This is a genomic window from Cellulosimicrobium sp. So1_17, from assembly GCF_055181235.1.
Genome location: NZ_CM143702.1, coordinates 2,275,634 through 2,301,062, shown reverse-complemented (window position 1 = coordinate 2,301,062; position 25,429 = coordinate 2,275,634). Strand labels below are relative to the sequence as shown.

The 25,429-nt window shown below is 72.4% G+C and carries 23 protein-coding genes and 3 tRNA genes; 14 read left to right on the top strand and 12 right to left on the bottom strand.

What is annotated here, in order from left to right; genetic code table 11:
- The first annotated feature begins 14 nt into the window (after nucleotides 1–14).
- The 5 genes from ACZCLJ_RS10140 to ACZCLJ_RS10120 all read left to right on the top strand — a co-directional run bounded on the left by ACZCLJ_RS10140 (nucleotide 15) and on the right by ACZCLJ_RS10120 (nucleotide 5,714).
- Nucleotides 15–1,007 carry an ABC transporter permease gene (locus tag ACZCLJ_RS10140; RefSeq protein WP_463103584.1) on the top strand — a complete coding sequence of 331 codons (993 nt, stop codon included), beginning with the start codon at nucleotides 15–17 and terminating at the stop codon, nucleotides 1,005–1,007.
- Nucleotides 1,000–2,175, top strand: a complete 1,176-nt coding sequence (locus tag ACZCLJ_RS10135) for an ABC transporter permease (RefSeq protein WP_463103583.1) — start codon at nucleotides 1,000–1,002, stop codon at nucleotides 2,173–2,175. The genes ACZCLJ_RS10140 and ACZCLJ_RS10135 overlap by 8 nt, the downstream gene beginning before the upstream one ends.
- Nucleotides 2,172–3,086, top strand: coding sequence for an ABC transporter ATP-binding protein (locus ACZCLJ_RS10130; RefSeq protein WP_463103582.1), 915 nt, complete (start codon nucleotides 2,172–2,174; stop codon nucleotides 3,084–3,086). The genes ACZCLJ_RS10135 and ACZCLJ_RS10130 overlap by 4 nt, the downstream gene beginning before the upstream one ends.
- On the top strand, nucleotides 3,083–3,964 hold the full coding sequence (locus ACZCLJ_RS10125; RefSeq protein ID WP_251152521.1) for an ATP-binding cassette domain-containing protein: 882 nt from the start codon (nucleotides 3,083–3,085) through the stop codon (nucleotides 3,962–3,964). The genes ACZCLJ_RS10130 and ACZCLJ_RS10125 overlap by 4 nt, the downstream gene beginning before the upstream one ends.
- Before the next feature lie 103 nt (nucleotides 3,965–4,067).
- Nucleotides 4,068–5,714 carry an RNB domain-containing ribonuclease gene (locus tag ACZCLJ_RS10120; protein ID WP_463103581.1) on the top strand — a complete coding sequence of 549 codons (1,647 nt, stop codon included), beginning with the start codon at nucleotides 4,068–4,070 and terminating at the stop codon, nucleotides 5,712–5,714.
- 126 nt (nucleotides 5,715–5,840) lie between these two features.
- Here the strand turns inward: ACZCLJ_RS10120 and ACZCLJ_RS10115 are convergent, their stop codons facing one another.
- Complete coding sequence (locus tag ACZCLJ_RS10115) at nucleotides 5,841–6,932, bottom strand: type I restriction endonuclease (protein ID WP_463103580.1); 1,092 nt, start codon at nucleotides 6,930–6,932, stop codon at nucleotides 5,841–5,843.
- Nucleotides 6,933–7,115: 183 nt separating this feature from the next.
- Between ACZCLJ_RS10115 and ACZCLJ_RS10110 the strand changes: the two genes are divergently transcribed.
- From ACZCLJ_RS10110 to ACZCLJ_RS10100, 3 genes are all read left to right on the top strand, one after another.
- Nucleotides 7,116–7,487 carry a sterol carrier family protein gene (locus ACZCLJ_RS10110; protein ID WP_463103579.1) on the top strand — a complete coding sequence of 124 codons (372 nt, stop codon included), beginning with the start codon at nucleotides 7,116–7,118 and terminating at the stop codon, nucleotides 7,485–7,487.
- A gap of 292 nt (nucleotides 7,488–7,779) precedes the next feature.
- Nucleotides 7,780–12,618, top strand: coding sequence for an ExeM/NucH family extracellular endonuclease (locus ACZCLJ_RS10105; RefSeq protein WP_463103578.1), 4,839 nt, complete (start codon nucleotides 7,780–7,782; stop codon nucleotides 12,616–12,618).
- A 113-nt stretch (nucleotides 12,619–12,731) separates the two neighbouring features.
- A complete protein-coding gene (locus ACZCLJ_RS10100; protein ID WP_463103577.1) occupies nucleotides 12,732–13,118 on the top strand; it encodes a hypothetical protein in 387 nt (128 codons plus the stop codon).
- 27 nt (nucleotides 13,119–13,145) lie between these two features.
- On the opposite strand, the gene ACZCLJ_RS10095 is transcribed toward ACZCLJ_RS10100, so the two are convergent.
- Genes ACZCLJ_RS10095 through ACZCLJ_RS10075 form a run of 5 tightly spaced genes read right to left on the bottom strand, consistent with a single transcriptional unit; the run spans nucleotide 13,146 to nucleotide 18,309 of the window.
- On the bottom strand, nucleotides 13,146–14,435 hold the full coding sequence (locus ACZCLJ_RS10095) for a hypothetical protein (RefSeq protein ID WP_463103576.1): 1,290 nt from the start codon (nucleotides 14,433–14,435) through the stop codon (nucleotides 13,146–13,148).
- Between the two features lie 49 nt (nucleotides 14,436–14,484).
- A complete protein-coding gene (locus ACZCLJ_RS10090; protein ID WP_463103575.1) occupies nucleotides 14,485–15,516 on the bottom strand; it encodes a sulfate/molybdate ABC transporter ATP-binding protein in 1,032 nt (343 codons plus the stop codon).
- Nucleotides 15,513–16,370: a sulfate ABC transporter permease gene (locus tag ACZCLJ_RS10085; protein WP_463103574.1), complete on the bottom strand. Its 858-nt coding sequence runs from the start codon at nucleotides 16,368–16,370 to the stop codon at nucleotides 15,513–15,515. Before ACZCLJ_RS10085 ends, ACZCLJ_RS10090 begins: the two co-directional genes overlap by 4 nt.
- A complete protein-coding gene (gene cysT, locus ACZCLJ_RS10080; protein WP_463103573.1) occupies nucleotides 16,363–17,259 on the bottom strand; it encodes a sulfate ABC transporter permease subunit CysT in 897 nt (298 codons plus the stop codon). The genes ACZCLJ_RS10085 and cysT overlap by 8 nt, the downstream gene beginning before the upstream one ends.
- 3 nt (nucleotides 17,260–17,262) lie before the next feature.
- Entirely contained in the window at nucleotides 17,263–18,309 is a 1,047-nt protein-coding gene (locus tag ACZCLJ_RS10075) for a sulfate ABC transporter substrate-binding protein (protein WP_463103572.1), read from the bottom strand.
- 233 nt (nucleotides 18,310–18,542) lie between these two features.
- Here ACZCLJ_RS10075 and purF point away from each other — a divergent pair, with 233 nt between their 5' ends.
- Nucleotides 18,543–20,090 carry an amidophosphoribosyltransferase gene (purF, locus tag ACZCLJ_RS10070; RefSeq protein WP_454041647.1) on the top strand — a complete coding sequence of 516 codons (1,548 nt, stop codon included), beginning with the start codon at nucleotides 18,543–18,545 and terminating at the stop codon, nucleotides 20,088–20,090.
- Nucleotides 20,091–20,134: 44 nt separating this feature from the next.
- The gene (purM, locus tag ACZCLJ_RS10065; protein WP_463106329.1) at nucleotides 20,135–21,274 is read left to right on the top strand and encodes a phosphoribosylformylglycinamidine cyclo-ligase; all 1,140 of its coding nucleotides are present in this window, start codon (nucleotides 20,135–20,137) and stop codon (nucleotides 21,272–21,274) included.
- 220 nt (nucleotides 21,275–21,494) lie between these two features.
- On the opposite strand, the gene ACZCLJ_RS10060 is transcribed toward purM, so the two are convergent.
- The gene (locus tag ACZCLJ_RS10060; RefSeq protein ID WP_251152511.1) at nucleotides 21,495–21,704 is read right to left on the bottom strand and encodes a DUF3073 domain-containing protein; all 210 of its coding nucleotides are present in this window, start codon (nucleotides 21,702–21,704) and stop codon (nucleotides 21,495–21,497) included.
- A 396-nt stretch (nucleotides 21,705–22,100) separates the two neighbouring features.
- Between ACZCLJ_RS10060 and ACZCLJ_RS10055 the strand changes: the two genes are divergently transcribed.
- Nucleotides 22,101–22,313 carry a BldC family transcriptional regulator gene (locus ACZCLJ_RS10055; protein WP_251152510.1) on the top strand — a complete coding sequence of 71 codons (213 nt, stop codon included), beginning with the start codon at nucleotides 22,101–22,103 and terminating at the stop codon, nucleotides 22,311–22,313.
- A 96-nt stretch (nucleotides 22,314–22,409) separates the two neighbouring features.
- On the opposite strand, the gene ACZCLJ_RS10050 is transcribed toward ACZCLJ_RS10055, so the two are convergent.
- The 5 genes from ACZCLJ_RS10050 to ACZCLJ_RS10030 form a co-directional block, all read right to left on the bottom strand.
- Entirely contained in the window at nucleotides 22,410–22,709 is a 300-nt protein-coding gene (locus tag ACZCLJ_RS10050) for a DUF3618 domain-containing protein (RefSeq protein WP_251152509.1), read from the bottom strand.
- Nucleotides 22,706–23,128 (bottom strand): phage holin family protein, encoded by a 423-nt coding sequence (locus ACZCLJ_RS10045; protein ID WP_251152508.1) that lies wholly within the window; start codon nucleotides 23,126–23,128, stop codon nucleotides 22,706–22,708. The genes ACZCLJ_RS10050 and ACZCLJ_RS10045 overlap by 4 nt, the downstream gene beginning before the upstream one ends.
- 165 nt (nucleotides 23,129–23,293) lie before the next feature.
- Nucleotides 23,294–23,366, bottom strand: a tRNA-Phe gene (locus tag ACZCLJ_RS10040).
- A gap of 54 nt (nucleotides 23,367–23,420) precedes the next feature.
- Nucleotides 23,421–23,494: transfer RNA gene (locus ACZCLJ_RS10035), tRNA-Asp, on the bottom strand.
- Nucleotides 23,495–23,623: 129 nt separating this feature from the next.
- Nucleotides 23,624–23,696: transfer RNA gene (locus ACZCLJ_RS10030), tRNA-Glu, on the bottom strand.
- A 50-nt stretch (nucleotides 23,697–23,746) separates the two neighbouring features.
- On the opposite strand from ACZCLJ_RS10030, the gene ACZCLJ_RS10025 reads away from it, so the two are divergent.
- Genes ACZCLJ_RS10025 through ACZCLJ_RS10015 form a run of 3 tightly spaced genes read left to right on the top strand, consistent with a single transcriptional unit; the run spans nucleotide 23,747 to nucleotide 25,391 of the window.
- Nucleotides 23,747–24,091, top strand: coding sequence for a metallopeptidase family protein (locus ACZCLJ_RS10025; protein ID WP_251152662.1), 345 nt, complete (start codon nucleotides 23,747–23,749; stop codon nucleotides 24,089–24,091).
- A 44-nt stretch (nucleotides 24,092–24,135) separates the two neighbouring features.
- Nucleotides 24,136–24,456 carry an ArsR/SmtB family transcription factor gene (locus ACZCLJ_RS10020; protein ID WP_251152507.1) on the top strand — a complete coding sequence of 107 codons (321 nt, stop codon included), beginning with the start codon at nucleotides 24,136–24,138 and terminating at the stop codon, nucleotides 24,454–24,456.
- On the top strand, nucleotides 24,453–25,391 hold the full coding sequence (locus tag ACZCLJ_RS10015; RefSeq protein WP_463106328.1) for a cation diffusion facilitator family transporter: 939 nt from the start codon (nucleotides 24,453–24,455) through the stop codon (nucleotides 25,389–25,391). The genes ACZCLJ_RS10020 and ACZCLJ_RS10015 overlap by 4 nt, the downstream gene beginning before the upstream one ends.
- Nucleotides 25,392–25,429 lie beyond the last annotated feature (38 nt).

Genomic DNA, 25,429 nt, shown 5'->3' with positions numbered 1-25,429 from the left:
GAGGGAAGCACCCGATGAAGTACTACGCCCGGCGGATCGCGTTCTACGCGTTCACCCTGTGGGCTGCCATCTCCCTGAACTTCCTGATCCCCCGGCTCATGCCGGGCGACCCCGCCGACATCATGCTGGCCAAGATGGCCCGCAGCGGCGAGGTCGCACCCGGGGTCGAGAAGACCATCCGGCTCCTCCTCGGAGCAGACACCGACCAGTCCCTGTGGGACCAGTACGTCGCCTACTGGGGCAACATCCTGCAGGGGGACCTCGGGGTCTCCGTCACGAAGTTCCCGACGCCGGTCACCGAGCTCATCGGGGCAGCGCTCCCGTGGTCGATCGGCCTGCTCGGGATCGCGACGGTCATCTCGTTCGTCATCGGTATCGCGGGCGGCGCGTGGATCGGGTGGCGCCGCGGCACGTGGGTGGACAACCTCATCCCGGCCTCCACGCTCCTGCAGTCCCTCCCGTACTTCTGGGTCGCCCTCCTGCTGGCCTACCTCTTCGCCGTGCAGAACCCCGTCTTCCCGCGTATCGGCGGGTACGACGTCTTCACCTTCGACGGACCCGAGCTGAGCTGGGCGTTCGTCGGCTCGGTGATCTACCACGGCTTCCTCCCCGCGCTGACGGTCGTGCTCTCGTCGTTCGGGGCCTGGCTGCTCGGGATGCGCAACATGATGGTCTCGACGATGTCGGAGGACTACATCACGACGGCCGAGGCCAAGGGGCTGCGGAAGTCGCGGATCCTCCTCACCTACGCGACGCGCAACGCCGCGCTGCCGTCGATCGCCGGGTTCGGCATCTCGCTCGCGTTCGTCGTCACGGGCGCGATCGTCATGGAGCAGGTGTTCACGTACCCCGGCCTCGGCAAGCTCATGATCACGGCCGTCCAGGGCAACGACTACGCGCTCATGCAGGGCCTGTTCCTCGTCATCACCCTCACCGTGCTGGTGGCGACCTTCTTCATGGACCTGGTGTACGGCTTCATCGACCCGAGGACGCGGCACAATGGCTGACGACATCCGCGAGCAGGAGCTCGTCAAGAACGCCGGTCCGGCGGTACCCCTCGACGAGGCGGCCGTCGACGGCCTGCCCGCCGACGAGGGGACGCCCCAGCCGGTCGAGAGCGCGGTCGTCGAGGCGAGCGCCGTCGGCACCGCGGCACCGACCGGGCAGACGGCGCGCCGCGGGTTCCGCCAGCTCCTCCCGTCGTTCTCCGTGAAGCTCGCGGTCGGTCTCGTCATCACGATCGGGATCACGCTCTTCGCGTTCCTGGCCCCGTACGTCGTGCAGGACCCGCGGTTCTCGGGCAACGAGGCGCTGCAGCCCCCGAGCGCGGAGCACCTCCTGGGGACGACGAAGCTCGGCTACGACGTCCTCGCCCAGCTCGCGTACGGCGCGAAGGGATCGCTGCTCGTCGGGCTGGTCGCCGCCGCGATCGCGATCACGCTCTCGCTCGTCTTCGGGATCGTGGCCGGGTACGTCGGCGGCTGGACGGACGAGTTCCTGTCGCTCGGCACGAACGTCATGCTCGTGATCCCGGGCCTGCCGCTCATGATGGTCATCGCCATCTACGCCGAGAGCCGCAGCCTGTGGCTCGTCGCCTTCATCCTCGGCATCACGGGCTGGGCCGGGTCCGCCGTGATCCTGCGCTCGCAGGCGCGGTCGCTGCGCACCCGCGACTACGTCGCGGCGTCACGCGTCGCGGGCGAGAAGACCCTCCGCATCGTGCTCGTCGAGATCATGCCGAACCTGCTCCCGCTGCTCGCCGCGCAGTTTCTCGGCGCGGTGATCCTCGCGATCCTCGGGGAGGCAGGCCTGTCCTTCATCGGGCTCGGACCCAACGGCTCGATCACCTGGGGGACGATGATCATGGACGCGTACGGCGGCAACGCGCTGAGCGCGGGGGCGTGGTGGTGGTTCGTCCCGCCGGGCCTCATGATCGCGGTCTTCGGCGCCGGCCTCTCGCTCGTGAACTTCGCCATCGACGAGATCATCAACCCCAAGCTGCGCAACGCCCCCGCCGCCGTGAAGAGCGTGCACAAGGCGCGCAGGGCGGGGCTCGGGGTGACCGGCCACACCACCGCGGACGACGACGCGGCGAGCGCGCGCCGTCGGGCGGTCGACGACGGACCCACGCCCGCCACGGGCACCGCCGACGAGAAGGAGAGGGTGCGAGCATGACCGCCACGACCTCGGCCGGGCCGCTCACGTCGTCCGGTCACGACGCCCACGTCGCGGGCCTGGAGCCGGTCCTCACCGCACGCCACGTCTCGATCGACTACGAGGTGAGCCCCGTCGTCCATGCGGTGAAGGACGTGTCCCTCACGCTGCACCGGGGCGAGATCCTCGGGCTCGCGGGCGAGTCGGGCTGCGGCAAGACCACGCTCGCGTACGGGCTCAACCGGCTGCTCAAGGCGCCGGCGCTGCTCACCTCGGGCGAGGTGACGTTCCACGACCAGGGCGGCAGCGACATCGACGTGGTCGCGCTCGGGGGAGACGCCCTGCGGTCCTACCGCTGGGACAAGGTCTCGATGGTGTTCCAGGGCGCGATGAACTCGCTCAACCCGGTCATCAGCGTGCGGGCCCAGCTCTACGACGTGCTCACGACCCACCGCCCGGGCATGCGCAAGCGCGAGAAGGCGGCGCGGGCCGCGGAGCTGCTCGACCTCGTCGGTGTGGACCCGGGACGGCTCGACTCCTACGCGCACGAGCTCTCGGGCGGGATGCGCCAGCGCGTGATGATCGCGATGGCGCTCGCGCTCAGCCCCCAGGTGATGATCATGGACGAGCCCACGACGGCGCTCGACGTCGTCGTCCAGCGCGGCATCCTGCGCGAGATCATGCGGTTGCGCGAGCGGCTCGGGTTCGCCGTCGTGTTCATCACGCACGACCTGCCCCTGCTCCTGGAGATCAGCGACCGGATCGCCGTCATGCTGCGCGGCGAGATCGTCGAGCTGGACACCGCGGAGAACCTCTACGCGAGTCCGCAGCACGAGTACACGCGCAAGCTGCTCGGGTCGTTCCCGAGCCTCACGGGCGACCGCGGCGCGTTCGTGCGCACGGGCGAGCACCAGGAAGGGCGGCACGCATGAGCACGCTCGAGGTCCGCAACCTCGTCAAGGACTTCCGCGTCCGCAGCGGGTTCCGGCGGTCGACGCTGCGCGCGGTGGACGACGTGTCCTTCACGCTCGAGCCGGGGAAGACGATCGCGGTCGTCGGGGAGTCCGGGTCGGGCAAGTCCACCGTCGCGCGCATGATCGCGAAGCTCGAGACACCCAGCTCGGGCGAGGTCCTGCTCGACGGGAAGCCGTCCGCGACCCGTGGCCGTGCGCTCGACGCGTACCGGCACCAGGTCCAGATGGTCTTCCAGGACCCGTTCGCGTCGCTCAACCCGTTCCACACCGTGGGGCACCACCTCGAGCGGCCGTTGCGCATCCACAAGGTCGCGCGGTCGAGGGCCGACGTCGAGCGTCGCGTCCACGACCTGCTCGAGCGCGTCAACCTCACCCCGGCCGACGTCTACGCGGCCAAGCAGCCGCACGAGATGTCGGGCGGGCAGCGCCAGCGCGTCGCGATCGCCCGCGCGCTCGCGCCCGGCGCGCGGTTCCTCGTCGCGGACGAGCCGGTGTCGATGCTCGACGTGTCGATCCGCCTCGGGGTGCTCAACCTCCTCGCGCGGCTGCAGCGCGAGGAGAACCTCGGCGTCCTCTACATCACCCACGACCTCGCGACGGCCCGGCACTTCTCCGACGAGATCATCGTGATGCTCCGCGGCGAGGTCGTCGAGCGCGGCCCGTCCGACCAGGTCATCCTCGACCCGCAGCACGAGTACACGAAGCTGCTGCTCGGCGCGGCGCCCGACCCCGAGAACCAGGGCCGGCTGCGCGCGGAGGTGCGCGCGGAGCTGGCCGCCGCGGCCGGGGGAGCGGTGACAGGGTCACGCGACCGGTTCGGCACGCGGGACCTCTGAGCGGACGCGCGGGCCGGGCGGTGGGACGGGCTGGCCCGCGCGTCGTCCGGCCCGGACAGGTGCGGCCCTGCCCTGCCCGGCAGGGCTCGGTAGGGTCGGTCTCGTGCCCAGCCCCCAGGTCCGCCTCGCCCCCGCCCCCGACGTCGACCGGGGCGTCCGCTCGGCGCTCGCCGCGCTCCGGCGCGAGATGGAGATCCCCGCGGCCTTCGGGCCGGAGGTCGTCGCCGAGGCGGAGGAAGCAGGGGCGCGCGCGGCGGCGGACGGCCTCGGTGACTCCGGCGGCCCCGCCCGCAGCGACGGCCGGGCCGACCTGCGCGACCTCCCGTTCCTCACGATCGACCCACCCGGGTCGATGGACCTCGACCAGGCCCTGTTCCTCGAGCCGGCGGGTGCCGGTGCGAAGGACGGCGCGGCCTACGTCGTGCACTACGCGATCGCCGACGTGGGGTCGTTCGTGGAGCCCGGCGGTGCGGTCGACACCGAGGCGCACGAGCGCGGGAGCACGTTCTACGCCCCCGACGAGCGCACGCCGCTGCACCCCGCCGCGCTCTCGGAGGGCGCGGCGAGCCTGCTGCCGGACGAGGACCGGCGTGCTGCGGCCTGGCGGATCGTGCTCGACGCGTCCGGCGAGATCGTCGACGCGACCGTGCGCCGGGCGGTCGTGCGCTCGCGCGCCCGGCTCACGTACGAGGAGGCGCAGGCGCGCATCGACGCGCTCGTACCGGTCGCAGCGGGGGTGGACGGCACGGGCGACCTGGACGGCGCGGACGGCGCCGTCGGTCCGGGCGGCTCGGCCGGCTCGGACGAGACCGCCGGCACGCTCGCGCTGCTGCGCGTGGTCGGCGAGCTGCGCCGCGCGCGCGAGCGTGACCGGGGCGGCGTCTCGCTCGAGGTCCCGGAGCAGGAGATCGTCGCGCACGAGGACGGCTCGTTCGGCCTCGTCTTCCGCGCGACCCTCCCGGCCGAGGGGTGGAACGCGCAGGTCTCGCTCCTCACGGGCATCGCCGCCGCGCGCATCATGCGTGACGGCGGCGTGGGGATCTTCCGCGCGCTGCCGGACGCCGACGAGCGTGACGTCGCCCGCCTGCGCCGCACCGCTCGCGCCCTCGGCATCGACTGGCCGCGCGACGTCGCGTACGGCGACCTCGTCCCGACGCTCGACTCCGCGCAGCCCCGGCACGCGGCGTTCCTCACCGAGGCGACGAGCCTGTTCCGCGGGGCGTCGTACGAGGCGTTCGGCGGTACGGGCCAGGAGCCGGGCGTGCCCGACGACGCCGCGCACGCGGCCATCGCCGCCGAGTACGCGCACGTCACCGCCCCGCTGCGCCGCCTCGTCGACCGGTACGGGACCGAGGTGTGCCTCGCGCTGTGCGCCGACGAGCCGGTGCCGCGCTGGGTGCTCGACGCGTTGCCGGGGCTGCCGCGCACGATGGCCCGGACCGGGCAGCGGGCGAGCTCCTACGACCGTGCGATCGTCGACGTCGTCGAGGCGGCGCTGCTCTCCGGGCGTGTCGGAGAGGTGTTCGACGGCGTCGTCGTCGACGTCGAGGACGACCGCGAGCGTGACCGTCGCCGGGAGCGCACGGGCGAGACCGGTGCCGGGCCCGAGCGTCGTGGACAGGTCGTGCTCGCCGACCCAGCGGTGCGCGCGCCCGTGGAGGGCGCGGACCTCCCGCTCGGCGACCCCGTCCGCGTGACGTTGCGCGAGGCGTCCGTCGTGGACCGCCGCGTGCTCTTCAACCTGGACTGAGCACTTTACGAACCGGCGATTCCTCCAGCGCGCAGGGAGGAGGCCTCGGGCCGGACGAATGCACCGCTGGCTTGCAGATCTCTCTTCGGCCCGTGCCGAGCGACTCGCTCGTCGCCGACTACCTGCCTACAGGTACCGGTGGACCGTCTTGCGAATGTGCTCGGCGTGCTCGTAGATCTCGTCCAGCGAGGTGATCGGGTGTCGTGTCTCGACCTTGTTCTCGTCGAACAGTCCTAGGTACCTCTTGCCCGTGTTGAAGTGCAGGCGGGCGATCGGCTTACGGTTGTTGTCGTCGAGCAGGATGCCCATGTAGCTCTTCGTATCGCGGTGGACGATCCGGGCAGGTGTGACCTCGCTGCAGGCGATGGCACGCACGATCTGATAGCCCTCGACCTCCTCGAGCGTGGTCTCGATGCCGCGTTCGTCGGACGCCTTGGCCTCGGCGATGCTCTCCTCGGCGGCCTCGGTCCCAGTCATCGGCACGGTCGTGTCGGCGTAGGTCTGGCCGCCGAGCGCCGCCTTGAGGCGGTCATTGACCTGGTCGGCGAGGAACTGCTTCATCGCCTTGGTGACCAAGGTTCGGAACTGCTCCTTGACCTTCTGGGTGAACGAGCCGTCGTAGACCTGGTTGGTCAAGGCCTTGACCCACTCGTCGTCCGGCTCGCGGAACTGGGAAGTCAGAGCGCGCTTGAGTGCGCCGATGTACTTGAGCTCTTCGGCGGCGCTGACGATCGACTCCAGGTCAAACGCGTCCTTGGTGAGCTTCTGGACCTCCGGGATGAGCGTCTCGTCGAGGTCGAGCAGGTCCAGCTGGAGGAACGGCTTCTCGTCCATCCGGTTGGGTTTGTCGAGGTCCGTGAAGAAATGGAAGTGCTGCCCGTTGGTCAAGATCGCTATGCGGGCGTTCGTCGTCGCGAAGTAGCGGAACAGCTGCGAGGCGTGGTTCAGGCTGAGCGGGGACCCGACCGTCTTGGCCTCGATAAGCATCTGGAGCTCGCCGTCCTTCACGATGGCGTAGTCGATCTTCTCGCCCTTCTTCGTCCCGACGTCCGCGGTGAACTCAGGGATCACCTCGTTGGGGTTGAACACGTCGTACCCCAGCACCAGTGAGATGAACGGCATGACGAAAGCGTTCTTCGTCGCTTCCTCAGTTGCGATCGATGCCTTCTGCTGCTCGACCTTTGTCGCCAGTGACGCAAGCCGCTCGCCGATCTCCATCGCTGCCCCTTGTCAAGGATGTTGATGCCTGGGGAGCCTAACGTCCGACCGGTTCCCTTCGATAGGGCATCCCCGGGGCAGGACCGGGTGAACATGCTGCGGCGTCAGCGCAGACCGCGGGGGCGCGCTTTCGGGGCGGCAACGAGGTCAGGGGCCACGTGGGCGGCTGTCTAGGCTGGTCCCATGCCAGCCCGACGCCGCACCGACCCCGCCGTCGGACGTCTCGCCCTCGCGGCGTGGCGCGACGGGCACGCCGAGCGCCGGGACGTGACGACCGCGGTGCGGTTCACGCTCGAGGAGCTCGCCGACGTCGCGCCGGGTCACGCGGTCGAGGTGCGCGTCCCGCCCGCGGGTGCCGTCCAGGCCGTCGAGGGTCCGCGCCACACGCGGGGCACGCCGCCCAACGTCGTCGAGACCGATACGGAGACCTGGCTCGGCCTCGCGACGGGGGAGCTCGCCTGGGCGGACGCGGTCGCGGCCGGCCGGGTCCGCGCGTCGGGCGAGCGGGCCGACCTGTCCTGGCTCCTGCCGCTCCAGGCTGCCCGGCCCCGCTGACGCACCTCCGCCCACAGTGCTGCGGGGACGACGTGTTACCGGTGCGTAACGTTCTGGGCGCCGGCCTGGCGACCGGCGGCCCGGGGGACTAGCGTCCGGTGGATGATCGGCCGCCGCTCGCGGGGCCGACGCGGCACGACGACGTGCGGTGTCGTTCTCGCGGTGGTGATCCGGCAGCAACCGTCCGTTCATCCGCGTGCGCTGCGATGACCCTGGCATCAGGGATGTCGCGTCCGCGCCCTGGCACCGACGCGAGGCTCCGGGGCCGTCCGCACGAGATGAAGGAGTCAGCGTGTCCCACCACCACCTCCCGCCGCAGCGCGGGAACCGACGGGGAAAGGTGGTGGCAGCGACGCTGAGCGCGGCGCTCGCCGTCCCCCTGTCGGCGACCGCCGCCACCGCGGCGGGCTCCCTGCCGACCGCCGTCGACGGCTCCGGCGTCGTGATCAACGAGGCCTACCTGAGCGGCGGCAGCGCCAACGCCCCGTTCACGAACAAGTTCGTGGAGCTCTACAACCCCACCGCGCAGGACGTGACGCTCGACGGCTGGTCCGTCCAGTACCGGTCCGCGACGGGGACCGGTGCCTCCAACGGCACGGTCGCGCTCACCGGCACCATCGAGGCGGGTGGCTACTACCTCGTCGCCGGTGGGTCGAACGGCAGCACCGGGGCGGCGCTGCCCGAGCCGGACGCCTCCGGCGGGCTGAACTTCCAGGGCCAGAACGGCACCATCGCCCTCGTGTCCGCGCCCGGCGCGGTCACCCTCCCGGTGGGCGACGTCGTCGGGGCGCAGGCCCAGGTCGTGGACCTCCTCGGCTACGGCAGCTCGAACACCTACGAGTCGGCCGCGGCGCCCGCGGGACGGGCGAACACCGCGGGCGGCTCGCTCAACCGGACCGGCTTCGCGGACACCGACGACAACGCGGCGGACTTCGCGGTCCTCGACGCGGTGACGCCGACGAGCTCCGGCGGCGACGGCGGCCCCGACCCGGATCCCGACCCGGAGCCCGGCGAGGTCGTCCCGATCGCGGACATCCAGGGCACGGGGGCGGCCAGCCCGCTCGTCGGGCAGACCGTCACGACGCGCGGCGTCGTCACCGCCACGTACCCGACGGGCGGCTACGACGGCCTGTACGTCCAGACCGAGGGCACGGGCGGAGACCTGGGCGACGACCACGACGCGTCCGACGCGATCTTCGTGTACTCGAAGGCCGCGGCAGAGCAGCTCGAGGTCGGCGACCACGTCGAGGTCACCGGCACCGTCTCGGAGTACTTCACGCTCACGCAGATCACGCCCGGTGCGAGCAGCTGGTCGGTGCTCGACGAGCCCGCCGAGGCCGTGAAGGCCGCCGACGTCGCGTTCCCCGCGACCGACGCCGAGCGCGAGCCGCTCGAGGGCATGCTCGTCCAGCCCGCGGGCGACTTCACGATCGCCGACAACTACGACACGAACTACTACGGCTCGTTCCTGCTCGCCGCGGGGACGGACCCGTTCCTCCAGCCGACGTCGGCGGGGCGTCCCGGGTCCGCCGAGGCCCAGGCCGCGGTCGCGGACCGGGCTGCGCGCGGCGTCGTGCTCGACGACGGCGCGACGACCAACTTCAACAGCGCCGCCAACAAGGGGATCCCGCTGCCCTACCTCACGGGCGGTGCCCCGGCGCGCGTCGGTGCGGGCGTCACGTTCACCTCTGCGGTGATCCTCGACTACCGGTTCGACGCGTGGACCTTCCAGCCGCTCACGCACCTGCGCGCGGGCGACGGCGGCAACGCCGACGAGGTCCAGCCGGCGACGTTCGAGGACACGCGCGAGGCCGCGCCCGCCGAGGTGGGCGGGAACCTGAGCGTCGCGACGTTCAACGTCCTCAACTACTTCACGACGACCGGTGACCAGCTCACGGGCTGCCAGTACTACACGGACCGCGCGGACAACCCGATCACGGTCCGCACCGGCTGTGCCGCGCGCGGCGCGGCGGACGCGGCGAACCTCGAGCGCCAGGAGACCAAGATCGTCGCGGCGATCGACGCGCTCGACGCCGACGTGGTCGCGCTCATGGAGATCGAGAACTCCGAGCCGTTCGGGAAGGACCGCGACCAGGCGCTCTCCGACCTCGTCGACGCGCTCAACACCGCCGCGGGCGCCGACGAGTGGGCGTTCGTCCCCTCGCCGGCAGCGCTGCCCGACGACGAGGACGTCATCCGGCTCGCCTACATCTACCAGGTCGACGCGGCCGAGCCGGTCGGCGAGTCGCAGGTCCTGCTCGACGACGCGGCGTTCGTCAACGCGCGCGAGCCGCTCGCGCAGGTGTTCCAGCCGGCCGGTGGGTCGGCGACGACCGACGACGACGTGCTCGTCGTCGCGAACCACCTCAAGTCCAAGGGCTCGGGCGACCCCGTCCTGCCGGGCGACGAGGACTCCGGCGACGGGCAGGGCGCGTTCAACGCGTCGCGCGTCGCGCAGGCGACGGCGCTCGTCGGCTTCGCCGAGGACGTCGCGGCGGACGCGGGGACCGACAAGGTGCTGCTCGCAGGCGACTTCAACTCGTACTCGATGGAGGACCCGCTCGAGGTCCTCAAGGACGCGGGCTACGTCGACCTCGGCGCGACGACCGGCGAGCAGACCTACCTCTTCGACGGCTACGTCGGGTCGCTCGACCACGTGTTCGCCTCGGAGGCCGCCGCCGGCGTCGTGACGGGCACCGACGTGTGGAACGTCAACTCGGTCGAGCCCATCGCGAACGAGTACAGCCGCTACAACTACAACGCGTCGATCCTCTACGACACGACGCCGTTCCGGTCGTCCGACCACGACCCGGTCCTGGTCGGTCTCGAGCTGGGCGGCGACGTCGGGCCGGGCACCACGACGATCGACCTGCTCGCGATCAACGACTTCCACGGCCGCATCGAGCCGTACGTGACGAACGCCCAGACCGGGGTCGTCACGAACAACACCCTCTCGTTCGCGGGCACGATCGAGCAGCTGCGCGCCGGGAACCCCGAGGGCACGGCGTTCATCTCCGTCGGCGACAACATCGGGGCGTCCCTGTTCGCGTCCGCGTCGCAGCAGGACCAGCCGACGATCGACGTGCTCAACGCCCTCGATCTCGAGACGTCCGCGGTGGGCAACCACGAGTTCGACCAGGGCTTCGACGACCTCACCGGTCGTGTGACGGACGCGGCGGACTGGGACTACCTCGGCGCGAACGTCTACGTGAAGGGGACGCAGGACGCGGCGCTCCCCGAGTACGACGTGCTCGAGATCGACGGCGTGCGCGTCGGTCTCATCGGCGCGGTGACCGAGGAGACCCCGACGCTCGTCACGCCGTCGGGCATCGCGGACCTCGACTTCGGCGACCCCGTCGAGGCCGTGAACCGGGTGGCCGCCCAGCTCCAGGACGGCGACGAGTCCAACGGCGAGGCCGAGGTGCTCGTCGCGCTCTACCACGAGGGCGCGGGCGCGGGCACGCCCGACGGCGCGACGCTCGAGGAGGAGGTCGCCGCAGGCGGCACGTTCGCCGAGATCGTCGAGGGCACCGCGCCGTCGGTCGACGCGATCTTCAACGGCCACACCCACAAGCAGTACGCGTGGGAGGCGCCGGTCCCCGGTGACGAGACCCGCACGCGCCCGGTCATCCAGACCGGGAGCTACGGCGAGAACATCGGCCACGTCACGCTCGAGGTCGACGACACGACGGCCGACGTCGTGAGCTACGACGTCGTCAACGTGCCGCGCACGACGACGCCGTGGGAGCAGCTCGTCGCGACCTACCCGCGCGTGCAGGCGGTCAAGGACGTGCTCGACCCGGCGCTCGCCGAGGCCGACGTCATCGGCTCGCAGCCGGTGGGCGAGGTGACCGCGGACATCACGACCGCCTTCACGGGCGGCTCGTACGTGAACGGCGTCTACGTCGGGTCCGGCCCGGCACCGACGACCGGTCGGGACGACCGCGCGTCGGAGTCGGCGCTCGGCAACCTCGTCGCGAACTCGTTGCGCGACACGCTCGCCGACCCGGACCGCGGGGGCGCCGACTTCGGCGTCGTCAACCCGGGCGGCCTGCGCGGCGAGCTGCTCTACGGCGACGACGGTGTCATCACGTACGCCGAGGCGAACGCGGTGCTCCCGTTCGTCAACAACCTGTGGACCGTGACCCTCACGGGCGAGCAGGTCGTGACGATGCTCGAGCAGCAGTGGCAGACGGACGCGAACGGCAACCGGCCGTCCCGCCCATACCTCGCGCTCGGCCTGTCGGACAACGTGAGCTGGACGGCGGCGACGGCGGACGGCAACGCCGCCCCTGGTGACAACGTGCTCTCCGTGACGATCGACGGCGAGCCGATCGACCCCGCGGGCGAGTACCGCGTCGCGACGTTCTCGTTCCTCGCGACCGGCGGTGACAACTTCCGGGTGTTCACCGAGGGCACGGACCCGCGCGACTCCGGTCTCGTGGACCGTGACGCGTGGATCGCGTACCTCGCGGACAACTCGGCGGACGCCCCGATCGAGCCGTCGTTCGCGCGGTCGCGCGTGATCGTCGACGCGCTGCCCGGCCCGGTCACGGCGGGCGAGGACGTCAGCGTCGCGCTGTCGCGCCTCGACCTCACGTCGCTCGGGTCGCCGCAGAACACCGCGGTCACGGGGTACCTGGTCCCGGCCGACGGGGTGTTCGACCCGGAGAACCCGGGCGACGCCGTCGGGACGGCCACGGTGACCGACGGGGCGGCGACGCTCACGGCGACCGTGCCGGACGACGCCGGGGAGGGTTCCTACGACCTGTGGGTCGTCGCGGAGCCGAGCGGCACGGCCGCGCGGATCCCCGTGACGGTCGAGGCGGCCGAGCAGCCGACGGGCGTCGACCTCACGGTGACGGCCGAGGCACGCTGCCTCGCGGGCAGGGCCTACCTCGCGGTGCGGGCCACCAACGGCGAGGACGTGGCGATCGACGTCCGGCACTACACGCCGTTCGGCGAGAAGCGCTTCGCCGCGGTCCAGCCGGGGACGGCGGCGTACCAGTCGTACGCGACCCGTCAGGCCTCGCTCGACGACGGCTCGGTGACCGTCGCCGGGTACGTGCCGGGTGCCACGCCCCGCTACGAGCAGCACAAGGTCACGTTCGAGGGCATCACCTGCGGGTGACGCGCCCCTGACGCGCTGATCGAGACCGCGACCCGGGTTCCGTCCGACGGACCCGGGTCGCGGTGCGTCCGGCTCGCATCGAGCTCCCAGGCAGCGCAGGTAGGGTCGTCCTCGTGAGCTCCCAGCAGTCCTCCGCTCCCCACGACCGGTCCGACGACCGGCCCGGCGGCGCGGCGTCCGACGCGGTTCCCGGCCCCCAGCCGACCGCCGACGACGCGGCCGACGTGCCCGCCGACGAGGTCGAAATCGAGGAGGTCGTCGACCCGACGACCGTGCGTCGTGCGCCGCGCTACCGCGCGTTCTTCACGGTGGGGATCGTCCTCGGCCTCGTGGTCGGGCTCGGGGTCGGTGGCGCGTGGCTGCAGTCCGACGCCGCGCAGGGCGTGTTCAAGCCCGGCGTCTACTTCTCCGTCATCCTTCTCACCTGCACGGCGCTCGGCGCCGCGGTCGCGGGTGTGTGGGCCGTGATCGCCGACCGCCGGAGCCTGCGCGGTCGCTGATCCACGGACCTGCCGGGTCGGCGTCGCTCAGGTGGGCGACCCGTCACCCGGCGCCCACCGGGACCGGACCTGCGCCCGGAGCACGGCGGAGCGTCGCACGTCGGCGACGACGTAGCCCACCGCGACCAGGCCGGACAGCACACCGGTGACCGCCGCTGCGCGGACGGCCCCCGCCGACCACGGCACCGGGATGCTCCCGGACACCGCCGCGACCGCGACCGGGGAGACGAGCCCGAGCAGCGCGATCCAGCCGATCGCCGCCCACCCCGCTGCCGAGTGCTGCGCGTGGGCGACGTCCAGCACGACGGCGTCCGGCAGCGTCCGCGTCGGCGGCTCGACCCGCAGCGCGGCGCGGACCCGACGCTCGTGGTGCGCGGCCCGGACGACCGTCGCGGCGAGCCAGAGGGCGAGAGCGAGCAGCGCTGCGGCGACGAGGGCGCCCCCGACGCCGACGAGCACGTCGATCGCCGTCTCTCCCGCCGGACCGTAGTACCGGCGCGGGGCTCGCTTCCCGGGCTGGCGCACGAGGAGGCCGGCCATGAACATGACGAAGCCGACCGCCCCGCCGATCCCGACGACGGCGCTCGCCACCCTCCGCCGTCGTGCACCGACCCGTTCGCGTGCCCTGGCCTCCGTGGTGACGGGCTCGGGGCCCAGCATCGAGCGCACGCGCCGCTCGGCAGCCTCGGCGGCACGCTCCTCGTTCCCGCCCCAGGTCGTGCGGACCCGCCGTTGCGTCACCTCCCAGCGCTCACGCCACCCGCGCGTCGCGACGAGTCCCAGCCCGCTCGCGGCCGCCAGCACGACCCCCGCGAGGAGGACGGCGGGGCCGTGCCCGTCGTCGGACGCGAGCATCGCCGCGCCGATGCCGCCGCCACCGAGCACCGCGACGCCGAGCGTCGTCCACAGGAGCCCGGTGACCGCACCGGGCGGGCTGGACCGCGCGACGCGCTCGCGGACGGCGCGGGGCGGCACCTGCGTGCGAGGACGTCCCGTGTCGACGAGATCGCGCGCGAGGAGCGACGTCGAGGCCGCGCGGAGCGGCACGAACAAGGCGGCGGCGAGGGCGAGGAGAAGGGCCCACCAGCCGAGGACGCCTCGCCCGAGCTCCTCGAGCTCGAACCGCATCCCGCCGAGCAGCTCCCCACCGCCGACGACGACACCCATCAGGGCGAACAGGGCGACCACGAGCCCGCCGAGGAACGCGCCGCTCGCCGTCGCCAGCCCGCCGAGGAGAGTCGATCGCAGGCCGGTGTCGACCTCGACGAACCGGAAGCCGCCGCGCTCGCGGCGGTGACGCGAGCGGGTGCGGTCCACCGACGCAGGATAGGGGAGCGGGGTGCCCCCGCGCGTCGGCCGACCCGGTTCACCCCGCCCCGGCGACTCCCGCCGGGACCCGGGACGTCGGCGCGCCCTCCGCGGGTGCGAGCCGCACCGCGACCCCGGCCTCCAGGCCCAGTGTCCGGGCCTCGGCCCGCGTCACGACGACGCTCACCACCTCGTCCTCGGCCGTCACCTCGGCGCGCACCTCGAAGCCGACGCGCGTCGTGCGCGTCACGACCCCGTCCACGGGGGCGCCCACGGCGGACGGGCCGCCGAGGCGAGGCGCGACGCCCGCGGGAGGGGCGCCGTCGGGCAGCACCTCGACGTGGATGTCGTGCGGACGGACGAGGATCCCGCCGAGCCGCGTGACCGGGCCGAGGAAGCTCATGACGAAGTCGTTCGCGGGTCGGTCGTAGAGGTCGTCGGGCGTGCCGACCTGCTCGATCCGGCCCTCGTTGACGACGACGATCTCGTCGGCGACCTCGAGAGCCTCCTCCTGGTCGTGCGTGACGAACACGGTCGTCACCGGGATCTCGTCGTGCAGCCGGCGCAGCCAGTCGCGCAGCTCCTTGCGGACCTTCGCGTCGAGCGCGCCGAACGGCTCGTCGAGCAGGAGGACGCTCGGGCGGATCGCGAGCGCCCGGGCGAGCGCCATGCGCTGGCGCTGCCCGCCCGAGAGCTGCGACGGGAGCCGGTGCGCGAAGCTCTCGAGGTGGACGAGGCGCAGCAGCTCGTCGACGCGCTCGGCAGTCTCGGCCTTCGGCGTGCGGCGGATCTCCAGCCCGAAGGCGACGTTGCGCGCGACGCTCAGGTGCTTGAACGCGGCGTAGTGCTGGAAGACGAAGCCGACGTTGCGCCGTCGGGCGGGCAGGTTCGTCGCGTCCCGGCCCTCGATCTCGACGGTGCCGGAGTCCGGCTGCTCGAGGCCCGCGACGACGCGCAGGAGGGTCGACTTCCCGCCGCCGCTCGGGCCGAGGAGCGCGGTGAGGCGGCCGGTCGGGACGGAGACGGAGACGTCGTCGAGCGCGACGAAGTCGCCGAAGGTCTTGCGGACGTTCCGGATCTCGATGCTCATGGGGTGGCCTTCGCGGGGTGGGTGGTGCGGGGGCGGGCGGGGGAGGCGACGGCGGTGGGCGTGTCCGAGCGCAGGAAGGTGACCGCGACGATGCACGCGACCGAGACGGACGCGAGGAGGAACGCGACCGCGTACGCGGTGCCCTGCTCGAAGTCCTGGTAGCGCTGCTCGACGAGGAGCGTCGACGTCTGGGTGCGGCCCTCGAAGTTCCCGGAGACCACCTTCACCGCGCCGAACTCGCCGAGCGCGCGGGCGAGCGTGAGGACGACGCCGTAGACGACCGCCCACCTGATCGCGGGCAGCGTGATGCGGCGGAACGTCTGCCACCAGGTGGCGCCGAGGCTCGTCGCGGCGAGCTCCTCGTCGGTGCCGATCTCGGTCAGCACGGGGACGACCTCGCGGATCACGAGCGGTAGGCACACGAACGCGGTCGCCATGACGATGCCGGGCGGCGCGAAGACCACCTGGAGCCCCGCGTCCTCGAGCGCCGGTCCGAACCAGCCGTCCTGGCCGTACACGAGGACGAGCGCGAGACCCACGACGATCGGCGAGACGGACAGCGGCAGGTCGAGCAGCGCGTTGAGCAGCGCCTTGCCGGGGAAGTCGTAGCGCACGAGCAGCATCGAGATCCCGACGCCGAAGAGCGTGTTGATCACGACGACCTGCACCGCGACCGACGCCGTGAGCTGGAGCGCGAAGACGACGCTCGGGTCGGACAGCGCGGTGCGCAGCGTCTCGAGACCGTCGGCGAACGCGCCGCGCACTACGAGGGTCAGCGGCCAGCCCACGAGCATCACGAGGTAGACGACCACGACGGCGCGCAGCGTGCGGCGCACCCAGGGAGAGCTATCCACGGCGGGCCACCCTCCTCTGGACGAGCTGGATCGTCGCGATGACGAGCAGCGACACGAGCAGCAGGACGGACGCGACGGCCGCGGCCTGCTCGGGCTGCCCGTTCTCGAGGTAGCTGAGGATGCGGACGGAGCCGACCTCGGTGCGCATCGGCAGGTTGCCGGAGAGCAGGACGAGCGCGCCGTACTCGCTGATCGCCCGCGCGAAGGACAGCGCCGCTCCGGCCGTGATCGCGGGGGCGAGCGCCGGCAGGATCACCCGGCGGAAGGTCGTGGCGCGGGTCGCACCGAGGGACGACGCGGCCTCCTCGACGTCGCGGTCGAGCTCGGCCAGCACGGGCTGGACGCTGCGCACGACGAACGGCAGGGTGACGAACAGGAACGCGAGGAAGACGGCGGCGCGCGTGTTCGCGACGTCGACCCCGAGCGGCCCGGACGGCCCGTAGAGCGCGAGGAGCACGAGCCCGGCGACGATCGTCGGGAGGGCGAACGGGATGTCGATGAGCACCTCGAGGATGCGCTTGCCCGGGAAGGCGTCGCGCACGAGGACCCAGGCGACGAGCGTGCCCATGACGACGTTCACGGCCGTGACGGCGAGCGCCTGGGACACGGTGAGCGTGAGCGCGGCCGCCGTCTGGGGCTGCGTGATCGCCGCGACGAACGCGGGCCAGCCGCCCGCGGAGGTCTCGACGAGGACGGCCACGAGCGGCACGAGCGCGAGGGCGGAGAACCAGAGGAGCGAGACGCCGAGCCCGAGGCGCGACACGGCCGTGAGCCGGTACGGGCCGTTGCGCGTCCGGCGGCGGGCACGGCCGTCCCGGCCGGGCGCGGCCGGGGCCGGGGGGCGCTCGCGCGCCGCCCGGCCCGGTCGTTCAGCGAGGGTGGAGGTCACGGGTCACTGCTTCCCGGTCTCGGTCTGGATCGTCGTCACGAGGCCCTCGTCGCCGAAGAACTTCTCGTTGGTCGCGGACCAGCCGCCGAAGTCGTCCTCGATCGTCAGCAGGGACGGGATGGAGGGGAAGGGGTCGCTCGGGTCGTTGGCTCCCTCGACCTCGCCCTCCACCTCGCCCACGAGCGGGCGGAAGCCCTTGCTCACGAACGCCTGCTGCCCCTCGGGCGTGAGGACGAAGTCGAGGTAGCTCTGCGCCTTCGGGTCGGCGTCGACCGTGACGGCCGCCGGGTTCTCGATGAGCAGCGTCTGGTCGGGGACGACGTAGTCGAACGTCTCGCCGTTCTGGCGGGCGAGGATCGCCTCGTTCTCGTAGGAGAGGAGGACGTCGCCCGTCCCGGCCGTGAAGGTCGTCGTGGCGTCGCGCCCGCTGCCGGGCAGCGCCACGGCGTTGGTGAAGAACTGGCGCAGGTACTCGGTCGCGTCCTGCTCGGTCCCGCCGTTCGCGATGACGCTGCCCCAGCCGGCGAGGATGTTCCACCGGGCCGAGCCCGACGAGCCCGGGTTCGGCGTGACGATCTCGATGCCCGGCTTCACGATGTCCTCCCAGCCCTGGATGTTCTCGGGGTTCCCCTCGCGCACGATGAGCACGACGACGGACTGGCTGACGATGCCCGCGTTCTCGCCCGCGTCCCAGTCGTCGGCGACGATCCCCGCCTCGACGAGGCGCGTGACGTCGCCCTCGAGCGAGAAGTGGACGTAGTCGGCCTCGAGGCCGTCGGCGACGGCGCGGCTCTGGTCGCCCGAGGCGCCGTACGACGTCTCCCAGGTGACGCCCTGGCCTTCCTCGGTCTCGGCCCACAGCTCCTGGGCCGCGTCGTTGCCCGCCTTGGGTACGGCGAAGCCCACGAGCGAGAGCGTGGTGGGCTCGACCGACGCGTCGCCGTCGCCACCGCCGGAGCCGTCGACGGCGGTCGGCGCGCAGGCGGTGAGGACCAGCGCGGTGGCCGCGGCGGCGGCGGCGAGGGGGAACGTGGTCCGGTGGCGTCGCATCTGTCTCGTCCTTCGGTGGGGCCCGTGAGGGCGTCTCGCACGGCAAACTGGACTGCCGCGATCGGGTAAGTCCAGATTCAAGCGGGAGGCGACCACTCCGCGGAACCCCTGACTGTCTGGTGAGACGACGTAACGCTCCGGTGAACGACCCCGCGCCGGTCTGCCGGCGGTTCTCCGGAGCGGTCGCCGGCGCGTTCTCCGGACGGGGGCGCCCCCGTGAGAGACTGAGGTACGTGGCCCCCCGCGGAGATGGACTTCTCAACCACGACCTCATGCCCGGCGAGAAGGGCCCCCAGGACGCCTGCGGCGTCTTCGGGGTCTGGGCGCCCGGCGAGGAGGTCGCCAAGCTCGCCTACTTCGGCCTCTACGCCCTGCAGCACCGTGGGCAGGAGTCGGCCGGTATCGCGACGAGCAACGGCGAGCAGATCCTCGTCTACAAGGACATGGGACTCGTCTCCCAGGTGTTCGACGAGACGGCGCTCAACGCCCTGACGGGGCACATCGCCGTCGGGCACTGCCGCTACTCCACCACCGGGGGTGTGACGTGGGAGAACGCGCAGCCGACGCTCGGCGCCACCGCGTCCGGGACCGTCGCCCTCGGTCACAACGGCAACCTCACCAACTCGGCCGAGCTGGTCAACCTCGTCGCCGAGCGGTACGGGAGCCAGCGGCGCGGTGAGCTCGCGCGCGGCAACACCACGGACACCGCGCTCGTGACCGCGCTGTTCGCGGGCGACGCCGACCACACCCTCGAGGCCACCGCCCTCGAGGTCCTGCCGCGCCTGCGCGGTGCGTTCTCGCTCGTCTTCATGGACGAGCGCACGCTCTACGCCGCGCGCGACCCGCAGGGCGTGCGCCCCCTCGTGCTCGGCCGCCTCGAGCGTGGCTGGGTCGTCGCGAGCGAGACCCCGGCGCTCGACATCGTCGGCGCGTCGTTCGTGCGCGAGGTCGAGCCGGGCGAGCTCATCGCGATCGACGCCGACGGCCTGCGCTCGCAGCGCTTCGCACCCATCGAGCGCGCGGGCTGCGTGTTCGAGTACGTGTACCTCGCGCGTCCCGACACCGCGATCAACGGACGCTCGGTCCACGCCGCCCGCGTCGAGATGGGTCGTCAGCTCGCGCGCGAGCACGCGGTCGACGCCGACCTCGTCATCCCCGTGCCGGAGTCCGGGACGCCCGCCGCGGTCGGGTACGCCGCCGAGTCGGGCATCCCGTTCGGGCAGGGGCTCACCAAGAACGCGTACGTCGGCCGCACCTTCATCCAGCCGTCGGACACGCTCCGGCAGCTCGGCATCCGGCTCAAGCTCAACCCGCTGCGCGACGTCATCCGCGGCAAGCGGCTCGTCGTCGTCGACGACTCGATCGTGCGCGGAAACACCCAGCGCGCGCTCATCCGGATGCTCCGCGAGGCCGGCGCGGCCGAGGTGCACGTGCGCATCAGCTCGCCGCCCGTGAAGTGGCCGTGCTTCTACGGCATCGACTTCGCCTCGCGCGCCGAGCTCATCGCCAACGGGCTCTCGCCCCACGAGATCGGGCAGTCGCTCGGTGCCGACTCGCTCGGCTACATCTCGACCGAGGGCATGATCGCCGCGACCGAGCAGCCTGCGTCCCAGCTGTGCACCGCGTGCTTCACCGGGAAGTACCCGATCGAGCTCCCGCCGGACGACCAGCTCGGCAAGCACCTCCTCGAGCAGGCCGAGCTGCCGCTCGGCGCCCCCGAGGACGGCCTGCGGTCGCTCTCCGTGACCGCGGGCGGTGCCGGGGCGCTCCAGCACCCCTGACCCGACCGCACCTCTCCCATCCCGTGACACCTGGAGCGACGACCGTGACTGCCGACGTGCCGAAGACCCCCGCCGGCCTGACCTACGCCGCCGCTGGCGTCGACACCGAGGCGGGTGACAAGGCCGTCGAGCTCATGAAGGACGCCGTGCGTCGCACGCAGGGCCCGCAGGTCCTCGGGGGAGTGGGCGGCTTCGCCGGCCTCTACGACGCCGCCGAGCTGACCCGCTACCGCCGCCCGCTCCTCGCGACGTCCACCGACGGCGTCGGCACGAAGGTCGCGATCGCGCAGGCGATGGACGTCCACGACACGATCGGCTTCGACCTCGTGGGCATGGTCGTCGACGACATCGTCGTCGTGGGCGCGAAGCCGCTGTTCATGACCGACTACATCGCGTGCGGCAAGGTCGTGCCCGAGCGCATCGCCGGCATCGTGCGCGGCATCGCGGCGGCGTGCGAGGTCGCGGGCACCGCGCTCGTCGGCGGCGAGACCGCGGAGCACCCGGGCCTGCTCGGCCCGGACGAGTACGACGTCGCGGGCGCGGCGACCGGCGTCGTGGAGGCGGATGCGCTCCTGGGCCCCGACCGCGTGCGCGAGGGGGACGTCCTGATCGGCCTCGCGTCGTCAGGACTGCACTCGAACGGCTACTCGCTCGTGCGCGCGGTGCTGCAGCACGCGGGCTGGGGCCTCGAGCGCCACGTGGACGAGCTCGGGCGGACCGTCGGCGAGGAGCTCCTCGAACCCACCCGCGTCTACGCGAGCGACTGCCTCGCGCTCGCGGCCGACGAGGCCGCGCAGGTGCACGCGTTCACGCACGTCACCGGCGGCGGCCTCGCGGCGAACCTCGCGCGCGTCCTGCCGGCGGGTCTCGTCGGGGTCGTGGACCGCGCGAGCTGGGACGTGCCGCCGGTCTTCCGGCTCGTGCGCGAGCTCGGCGGGGTGCCGCGCACCGACCTGGAGAGCACGCTCAACCTCGGTGTCGGCATGGTCGCGATCGTGGGCGCGGACGGCGCGGACGCCGCCCTCTCGCGCTGCGCGACGCTCGGCCTGCCCGCGTGGGTGCTCGGCTCCGTCGAGGCGTTCGACCCCGCCGGCCAGGACGGCGTCGCGGACGGCGACCTCGTCGCCGGGACCAAGGGCGTGCAGGCCGGCGCGGTCCGGCTCGTGCACGACTACCGGGCCTGAGGGTCGCCCGGGGATCGCCGCTGCCTGCGGTTTGCCACCTCTCCGCGGTCACCGTGCCGGCGGGCGTCGCGGCCCGTCTCAGGTCCGGTGCGCGACGGCGGCGCCAGGCTCCGGGCGCGACGACGGCGCCGCCATCCCGTCGGATGGCGGCGCCGTCGTACGTGGAGATCGCACCTGCGGGCGGGGCCCGTCGCCGTGAGGGGAGACGGAGCGACGACCGTCAGCGGTCGTCGGACCAGCCGTTGTATCGCTGGTCGTAGCTGTCGAGATCGTCGGACGACTCGGCGCCGAAGCGGGAGTCCGTCGCGAGATCCGTACGGCTGTGACCGGTGAGCTCCTGCTCGAGAGCCCTGTAGTTCGTCTCGGGGCTGTAGTACTTCAGCTCCCGAGCGACCTTGGTCTGCTTAGCCTTCTGACGGCCGCGGCCCATGGCTCCGACCCCCTCAACGTAGAAGCGGGGCGGCACCGTGCTCAGACGTGCGGCCCCGGGGTGTAGTTTCGTCTGTTCAGAGTCCAACGGTACACGCTCGGGGCCTATTCCAGCCACTCAGGCGAGGTGCCGAGATGGTGACGTGCGTACCGTCACAACCTCTCCACGAACCCGGCGGTGAGGCCGGGTTCCGGGTCGCCCGCCGGCCGGGTCCCAGGGTGCCCGTAAGGCGCACGAGCGACTGTCCGACCCTTCCGACCATAGGGCTCCTAATTCACCCGTCCGTCAAGTCGCCCGAAATCCGCATCCTGCGACAATGGAGGGGAACTGGCGTCGTGCTGTCGTCGTGATCCGGGGCATCAGCCGGACCAGCGCGTTCCAGGAGGAGGTGCCGTGATGTCCATGCATGGAGAGTCCGAGGTTCTGCTCACGCCCGCCGAGGTCGCCAGCCTCTTCCGGGTGGACCCCAAGACGGTGACCCGCTGGGCGAAGGCGGGAAAGCTCTCGTCGATCCGCACGCTGGGTGGCCATCGTCGCTACCGCGAGTCCGAGGTGCGTGCGCTGCTCGGCGCCGCCAGCGAGCCGGCCGACGGCGCGGACAAGGGCTGATCGAGCGCTGGGCGGACGCCACGACCGTGCCGGGGTCGGCGCGGCGTGACCGCCCCGGGGTGCGGCGACCTGGGCGGCGCGACGACGCGCGACGGCCTAGGAGCGCCTGCGGAGGATCGCCGCGACGACGAGCGCGGTCCCCGCGACAGCGGCTCCCAGCAGCAGCTTGACGTTGCGCGACCGGTCGGGATCCTCCTCGGGGAAGCCGCCCCCCGACAGGAAGGCACCGGTGTCGGACGCCGCCTGCTTCGCCTGCTGCGCCACGTGCGAGGCCTGGACGCGCGGGTCGAGCCGCGTCGTGAGCTCGTCGATCGTCCCCGCGAGCTCGGCGCGCGTGCGCGCGATCTCGTCCTCGATCTGGGACTGGGACGGCGCGGGTGCCTTGTCGGCGCTCACGGGCGGACCCCCTTCTTGATGGTCTCGACGTCTTCCTTGATGCTGTCGACCGCGGCGGTCGGGGTGGGAGGGACGCCGCGCTGGAGCTGCTTGACCCCGACGAACGCGAGGGTCCCGGCGACGAGCACGAGGAAGAGCCCGACGATCAGCGCCGCCAGCCAGGTCGGCATGACGGTGGCGAGACCCTCCATGCCCGCGGCGAAGAGGAAGCCGAGACCGTAGAGCACGAGCACCGCTCCGACGACGAGCATCCCGATGCCCACGCCGGCGTGCATCGCCTTGTCCTTGAGCTCGGTCTTGGCGAGCGCGATCTCGGAACGCACGAGCCTCGTCGCCTGCTCGGAGAGGCGCTCGACGAGCTGCCCGACCGTCGGCTTCTGCTCCTCGGGCGGGATGCGCCCGTCGACCCAGTCGCTCATGTCTCCGCCCTTCGCCGGTGATCCTCGTCCCACTCAACCGGCAGCCGAGTCGGTCCGCAACTCCCGCGCGTCGACGGAGAGCTCTTCGACACGCCTGTGACGTGCCGCGACGCGTCGGGGGACGAGAAAGCCCCCGCCGATGTTCCCCGGCGGGGGCTTCGTGGGTGGCTCCGACCGGCGTCGATCCGGTGACCTTTCGATTTTCAGTCGAACGCTCTACCAACTGAGCTACAGAGCCTTGACACGAGAGCCCGGGCGGCCGATGTCGACCGGCCCGGGCTCTCGCCTCGCGCGACCCTGACGGGACTTGAACCCGCGACCTCCGCCGTGACAGGGCGGCGCGCTAACCAACTGCGCTACAGGGCCTTGCTGTGATGCTGAAGTTCTTCCGCTTCTCGCCGTCCGGCGGGCTGCTTTCGAACCGAGAGGATCGTACCGTACCGAGGAGCCGATCCGTAAATCGGCTGGTGACCGCCGGTCCTGCACGATCCTGCGTACCCCCAACGGGATTCGAACCCGTGCTACCGCCGTGAAAGGGCGGGGTCCTAGGCCGCTAGACGATGGGGGCTCGAGGACGTCGGCCAGTGTACAGCGGGGGAGGATGGTCCCGTGGTGGAGATGACGCTCGAGGAGTTCGAGGACGCGGTGCGCGACGGGCTGGACCTCGTGCCCCCGGACCTGGCGGCCCAGATGGACAACGTGGTCGTGCTCGTGGAGGACGACGCGCCGGCGGACGACCCCGAGCTGCTCGGCCTGTACGAGGGCGTGCCGCTGACCGAGCGCGGCGAGATGTGGGCCGCGGGGTCGCTGCCCGACCGGATCACCGTCTACCGCAATCCCACGCTCGCGATCTGCGAGACGCGCGACGAGGTGGTCGAGGAGGTCGCGATCACCGTGGTCCACGAGATCGCCCACCACTTCGGGATCGACGACGACCGGTTGCACGAGCTCGGCTGGGGGTAGACGCCCGCCTGGTATTCATCGACATCTGGCGATAACATCGCCGTATGGCGATGGAAAGTTCGACGCACGACCACGAGGCCGTCGCGCGGCTCCTGCACGCGCTCGCCGAGCCGAGCCGCCTCGCGCTCGTCCACCTGCTGACGGGCGCCGAGCGCCGCGTCGTCGACCTCACGCGCGAGCTCGGGCTCGCGCAGTCCACCGTCTCGGCCCACCTGACGATGCTGCGCGACGCCGGGGTCGTCGCCGTCCGGCGCGAAGGACGGTCGTCGTGGTACCGCCTGCTGCGTCCCGAGGTGGCGCACCTGCTCGCCGACGCCGAGCACGTCGCCCTCGCGCCGCTCCCGCGCGCCGAGGAGGCGTCGTGAGCGGCCGCGGGGGTGGTCATGGTCCCGGCGGGCGCCACGCGCACGGCACCGGGACCGGCGCGCACCGCAAGCGGCTCGCCGTCGTGCTGGCCATCACCCTGACGGTGATGGTCGGCGAGGTGGTCGGCGCGCTCGTCTCGGGCTCGCTCGCCCTGCTCGCGGACGCGGGGCACATGCTCACGGACGCCTCGGGGATCGCGCTCGCCCTCTTCGCGAGCTGGCTCGCCGCCCGCCCGGCGACGTCGCAGCGCACGTTCGGCTGGCAGCGCGCCGAGATCCTCGCCGCGCTCGCGAACGGCCTCGTCCTCGCGTTCGTGGCCGTCACCGTGATCGTCGAGGGCGTCGGGCGGGTGCGCGCGCCCGAGCCGGACATCCGCGCGGGCGTGATGATCGTCGTCGCGCTCGTGGGTCTCGCCGCCAACGCCGTCGGGCTGCGGCTGCTCTCCGCGGGCCAGGCCGAGAGCCTCAACGTGCGCGGGGCGTACCTGGAGGTGCTGGGCGACCTGCTCGGCTCCGTCGCCGTCGTCGCCGCGGGTGTCGCCGTTGCGGCGGGCTTCCCCCGCGCCGACGGGATCGCGTCGGTCGCGATCGGCCTCATGATCCTGCCGCGGGCCGTCCTGCTGCTGCGCGACGTCGCGCACGTGCTGCTCGAGGCGACGCCCCCGGGCGTCGACCTCGCCGCGGTCCGCGAGCACATGGAGGGCGTCCCCGGCGTCGTCGGCGTGCACGACCTGCACGCCTGGACCATCACGTCCGGCGTGCCGGTCATGTCGGCCCACGTCGAGGTCGAGGCGGATCGCCTCGCCCGCGGCGAGGGGACGGACGTCCTGCGCCGGCTCAAGACCTGCTTGAGCGGCCACTTCGACGTCGACCACTGCACGTTCCAGATCGAGCCGCCCGACATGCGGTGCACCGAGTCGTCCGCGCACCACTGAGGTCCGGTGCGCGCGCCCGGGACGGCCCGGAGGGGCAG

Coding starts and splice junctions, on each gene's coding strand:
- ACZCLJ_RS10140 (WP_463103584.1), top strand. CDS start 15: ATGAAGTACTACGCCCGGCGGATCGCGTTCTACGCGTTCACCCTGTGG.
- ACZCLJ_RS10135 (WP_463103583.1), top strand. CDS start 1,000: ATGGCTGACGACATCCGCGAGCAGGAGCTCGTCAAGAACGCCGGTCCG.
- ACZCLJ_RS10130 (WP_463103582.1), top strand. CDS start 2,172: ATGACCGCCACGACCTCGGCCGGGCCGCTCACGTCGTCCGGTCACGAC.
- ACZCLJ_RS10125 (WP_251152521.1), top strand. CDS start 3,083: ATGAGCACGCTCGAGGTCCGCAACCTCGTCAAGGACTTCCGCGTCCGC.
- ACZCLJ_RS10115 (WP_463103580.1), bottom strand. CDS start 6,932: ATGGAGATCGGCGAGCGGCTTGCGTCACTGGCGACAAAGGTCGAGCAG.
- ACZCLJ_RS10110 (WP_463103579.1), top strand. CDS start 7,116: ATGCCAGCCCGACGCCGCACCGACCCCGCCGTCGGACGTCTCGCCCTC.
- ACZCLJ_RS10090 (WP_463103575.1), bottom strand. CDS start 15,516: ATGAGCATCGAGATCCGGAACGTCCGCAAGACCTTCGGCGACTTCGTC.
- ACZCLJ_RS10075 (WP_463103572.1), bottom strand. CDS start 18,309: ATGCGACGCCACCGGACCACGTTCCCCCTCGCCGCCGCCGCCGCGGCC.
- ACZCLJ_RS10060 (WP_251152511.1), bottom strand. CDS start 21,704: ATGGGCCGCGGCCGTCAGAAGGCTAAGCAGACCAAGGTCGCTCGGGAG.
- ACZCLJ_RS10055 (WP_251152510.1), top strand. CDS start 22,101: ATGTCCATGCATGGAGAGTCCGAGGTTCTGCTCACGCCCGCCGAGGTC.
- ACZCLJ_RS10045 (WP_251152508.1), bottom strand. CDS start 23,128: ATGAGCGACTGGGTCGACGGGCGCATCCCGCCCGAGGAGCAGAAGCCG.
- ACZCLJ_RS10025 (WP_251152662.1), top strand. CDS start 23,747: ATGACGCTCGAGGAGTTCGAGGACGCGGTGCGCGACGGGCTGGACCTC.
- ACZCLJ_RS10020 (WP_251152507.1), top strand. CDS start 24,136: ATGGCGATGGAAAGTTCGACGCACGACCACGAGGCCGTCGCGCGGCTC.